The organism is Streptomyces sp. NPDC049577 (assembly GCF_040675635.1).
GTDB lineage: Bacteria > Actinomycetota > Actinomycetes > Streptomycetales > Streptomycetaceae > Streptomyces.
The window spans coordinates 1-3881 of record NZ_JBFAPH010000463.1; the positions used below are offsets into that span (position 1 = coordinate 1).

At 71.7% G+C, this 3881-nt stretch carries 4 protein-coding genes and 1 pseudogene; all 5 read left to right on the forward strand.

What is annotated here, in order from left to right:
- The first annotated feature begins 325 nt into the window (after positions 1-325).
- On the forward strand, positions 326-1639 hold the full coding sequence (gene hisD / locus AB0K09_RS30930) for a histidinol dehydrogenase (protein WP_366068718.1): 1314 nt from the start codon (positions 326-328) through the stop codon (positions 1637-1639).
- A 4-nt stretch (positions 1640-1643) separates the two neighbouring features.
- Complete coding sequence (locus tag AB0K09_RS30935; RefSeq protein ID WP_366068719.1) at positions 1644-2747, forward strand: histidinol-phosphate transaminase; 1104 nt, start codon at positions 1644-1646, stop codon at positions 2745-2747.
- Positions 2747-3340 (forward strand): imidazoleglycerol-phosphate dehydratase HisB, encoded by a 594-nt coding sequence (gene hisB, locus AB0K09_RS30940; RefSeq protein WP_366068720.1) that lies wholly within the window; start codon positions 2747-2749, stop codon positions 3338-3340. Before AB0K09_RS30935 ends, hisB begins: the two co-directional genes overlap by 1 nt.
- Positions 3341-3508 (forward strand): hypothetical protein, encoded by a 168-nt coding sequence (locus AB0K09_RS30945; RefSeq protein ID WP_366068721.1) that lies wholly within the window; start codon positions 3341-3343, stop codon positions 3506-3508.
- Positions 3505-3881 (forward strand): annotated as a pseudogene (locus AB0K09_RS30950) (hypothetical protein); the annotation flags it as partial. The gene AB0K09_RS30945 and the pseudogene AB0K09_RS30950, both read left to right, overlap by 4 nt.

A 3881-nucleotide genomic window follows, 5' to 3' on the forward strand; every position in this document is an offset into this window, starting at 1 on the left:
CGGGCCGTGCGGATCGTTGCGTTCGGGGTAGGGGGTGCGCAGGTCGTGGGTGCTGCCGCTGCGGAACGCCCGCCACATGCCCCACTCGGCCGTGGTCAGGTCCAGGCCCTCCGGCGGGTCCGCGTCGTGTGTCCCGGTCACGGTGTGCCCTCCCTGTCACCCGTACCGCCGCGTACGGGCCCCCATTCCCGCCGCGTGACCGGCTGAACACCGGCCGTACGGACTGATTGTCGGTTCACGGTCAGTCAAAGATCAACTCTTTGGCGGTGTATCAGCAGGTGGTACAGGGAAACCCGGGGCCGGGTGGGTCTGCGACAATCGATGTGTGATCTCCCGTATCGATTTGCGCGGTGCCGCCTTCCCGGAGGGCGGGATCGACCGCGACCTGCTGCCCCGTGCCGAGCTCGACGTCGAGGCCGCCCTGGAGAAGGTGCGGCCCATCTGCGACGACGTGCATCATCGCGGCGCCGCGGCGCTGATCGAGTACGCGGAGCGCTTCGACGGCGTGACGATCGACCGGGTCCGGGTGCCCGCCGAGGCGATCACCCGAGCCCTCCAGGAGCTGGATCCGGCCGTCCGGGCGGCCCTGGAGGAGTCCATCCGCCGCGCCCGGCTCGTCCACCGCGAGCAGCGGCGCACCGACAAGACCGTCACCGTCGTCCCCGGCGGCACCGTCACCGAGCGCTGGGTCCCCGTCGAGCGGGTCGGCCTGTACGTGCCGGGCGGGCGCGCGGTCTACCCGTCGTCCGTCGGGATGAACGTCGTCCCCGCCCAGGAGGCCGGCGTCGCCTCGCTCGCCGTCTCCTCGCCGCCGCAGAAGGAGTTCGGCGGGCTGCCGCACCCCACGATCCTGGCCGCCTGCGCCCTGCTGGGCGTCGACGAGGTGTACGCGGCCGGCGGCGCCCAGGCCGTCGCCATGTTCGCCTACGGCACCGACGAGTGCCGCCCCGTCCAGCTGGTCACCGGCCCCGGCAACATCTGGGTCGCCGCCGCCAAGCGGCTGCTCAAGGGCCGCATCGGCATCGACGCCGAGGCCGGCCCGACCGAGATCGCCGTCCTCGCCGACGACACCGCCGACCCGGCGCACGTCGCCGCCGACCTCATCAGCCAGGCCGAGCACGACACGCTGGCCGCCGCCGTCCTCGTCACCCCCTCGGTGGCGCTCGCGGAGGCGGTCGAGGCCGAGCTGAAGACGCAGGTCGCCGCCACCCGGCACGTCGAGCGCATCACCGAGGCGCTCGCCGGCCGCCAGTCCGGCATCGTCCTCGTCGACGACCTGGAGCGCGGCCTCGCCGTCGTCGACGCCTACGCCGCCGAGCACCTGGAGATCCAGACCGAGAACGCGGCGGCCGTCGCCGCCCGGGTGCGCAACGCCGGCGCGATCTTCGTCGGCCCGTACGCCCCCGTCTCGCTCGGCGACTACTGCGCCGGCTCCAACCACGTCCTGCCGACCGGCGGCTGCGCCTGCCACTCCTCCGGCCTGTCCGTGCAGAGCTTCCTGCGCGGCATCCACGTCGTGGACTACACCCGCGACGCGCTCGCCGAGGTCACCCACCACGTGGTGACCCTCGCCGAGGCCGAGGACCTGCCGGCCCACGGCGCCGCTCTCAAGTCGAGGTTCGGGTGGAAGGTTCCGTAAGCACGTGACCCGTATCGACGATCTCCCCATCCGGGACGAGCTCCGCGGCAAGACCCCGTACGGCGCCCCCCAGCTCGACGTGCCCGTACGGCTGAACACCAACGAGAACCCCTACCCGCTGCCCGAGCCCCTCGTCGCCCGCATCGCCGAGCGCGTCGCCGAGGCGGCCCGGCACCTCAACCGCTATCCCGACCGGGACGCGATCGAGCTCCGCACCGAGCTCGCGAAATACCTCACCCGCACCGCCGGGCACGAGGTCACGCGCGAGCAGGTCTGGGCGGCCAACGGCTCCAACGAGATCATCCAGCAGTTGCTGCAGACCTTCGGCGGCCCCGGCCGCACGGCCATCGGCTTCGAGCCCTCCTACTCCATGCACGCCCTGATCTCGCGCGGCACCGGCACCGGCTGGATCTCCGGCCCCCGCCGCGACGACTTCACCATCGACCTCGACGCGGCCCTGGCCGCCATCGCCGAGCACCGGCCCGACGTCGTCTTCGTCTGCTCGCCGAACAACCCCACCGGCACCGCCGTCGGCGCGGACACCGTCCTGCGCCTGTACGAGGCCGCGCAGGCCGCCAAGCCGTCCCTGGTCGTCGTCGACGAGGCGTACGGGGAGTTCAGCCACCGCCCCTCGCTGCTCCCGCTCATCGAGGGCCGCCCGAACCTGGTCGTCTCCCGCACCATGTCCAAGGCGTTCGGCGCGGCCGGGCTGCGCCTGGGCTACCTCGCCGCCGATCCGGCCGTGGTCGACGCCGTCCAGCTGGTCCGCCTGCCGTACCACCTGTCGGCCGTCACCCAGGCCACGGCGCTCGCCGCGCTGGAGCACACCGACACGCTGCTCGGCTACGTCGAACAGCTCAAGGCCGAACGCGACCGCATCGTCGCCGAGCTGCTCGCGATGGGCTGCGAGGTGACCGAGTCCGACGCCAACTTCGTGCAGTTCGGGCGGTTCCCGGACAGCCACGCCGCGTGGCGGGCCATCCTCGACCACGGTGTCCTGGTACGGGACAACGGCGTACCGGGCTGGCTGCGGGTGACCGCGGGCACGCCGGCCGAAAACGACGCGTTCCTGGACGCGGTTCGTGCCATTCGCAAGGAGACCAACTGATGACCCGCGTTGGGCGCGTCGAGCGCACCACCAAGGAGACCTCCGTCCTGGTCGAGATAGACCTCGACGGCACCGGACAGGTCGATGTGTCGACCGGGGTCGGCTTCTACGACCACATGCTCGACCAGCTCGGCCGCCACGGCCTGTTCGACCTCACCGTCAAGACCGACGGCGATCTGCACATCGACACCCACCACACCATCGAGGACACCGCCCTCGCGCTCGGCGCGGCCTTCCGGCAGGCGCTCGGCGACAAGGTGGGCATCTACCGCTTCGGCAACTGCACCGTGCCCCTGGACGAGTCCCTCGCCCAGGTGACCGTCGACCTCTCCGGCCGCCCCTACCTGGTGCACACCGAGCCGGAGAACATGGCGCCGATGATCGGCTCGTACGACACGACGATGACCCGCCACATCCTGGAGTCGTTCGTGGCACAGGCCCAGATCGCCCTGCACGTCCACGTCCCCTACGGGCGCAACGCGCACCACATCGTGGAGTGCCAGTTCAAGGCGCTCGCCCGGGCCCTGCGCTACGCCTGCGAGCGCGACCCGCGCGCCGCCGGGATCATCCCGTCGACGAAGGGCGCCCTGTAAATGAACAGCCTGTCGACCCTCTTCATCGTCCTCGGACTGTTCCTGCTCGGCGGCGTGATCTCCTTCTGGAAGCAGCAGATGCCCAAGGGCATCATCGTGCTGCTCTCCATCGGCGCCACCATGTCGCTGGCCGCCGGGATACTGCGCATCGAAGGGCTGTGGTCATGACCGCCCCCGCCAAGAAGGTCGTCGTCTTCGACTACGGCTTCGGCAACGTCCGGTCCGCCGAGCGGGCCCTCGCCCATGTCGGCGCGGACGTCGAGATCACCCGGGACTACGACCGGGCCATGAACGCCGACGGGCTCCTCGTGCCCGGCGTCGGCGCGTTCGCCGCCTGCATGCAGGGGCTGCGCGCCGCGCGCGGCGACTGGATCGTCGGACGCCGGCTGGCCGGCGGCCGCCCCGTCATGGGCATCTGCGTCGGCATGCAGATCCTCTTCGAGCGCGGCATCGAGCACGGCGTCGAGACCGAGGGCCTCGACGAGTCCCAGCGGGCGGCCGGCATCGCCGGTCCCGCCGCCATCCTCGCCTGGGTCATCGG

Bases quoted from the DNA above. Each gene is read 5' to 3' on its own strand.
- AB0K09_RS30945 (WP_366068721.1), top strand. From the start codon at position 3,341: ATGAACAGCCTGTCGACCCTCTTCATCGTCCTCGGACTGTTCCTGCTC.
- hisB (WP_366068720.1), top strand. From the start codon at position 2,747: ATGACCCGCGTTGGGCGCGTCGAGCGCACCACCAAGGAGACCTCCGTC.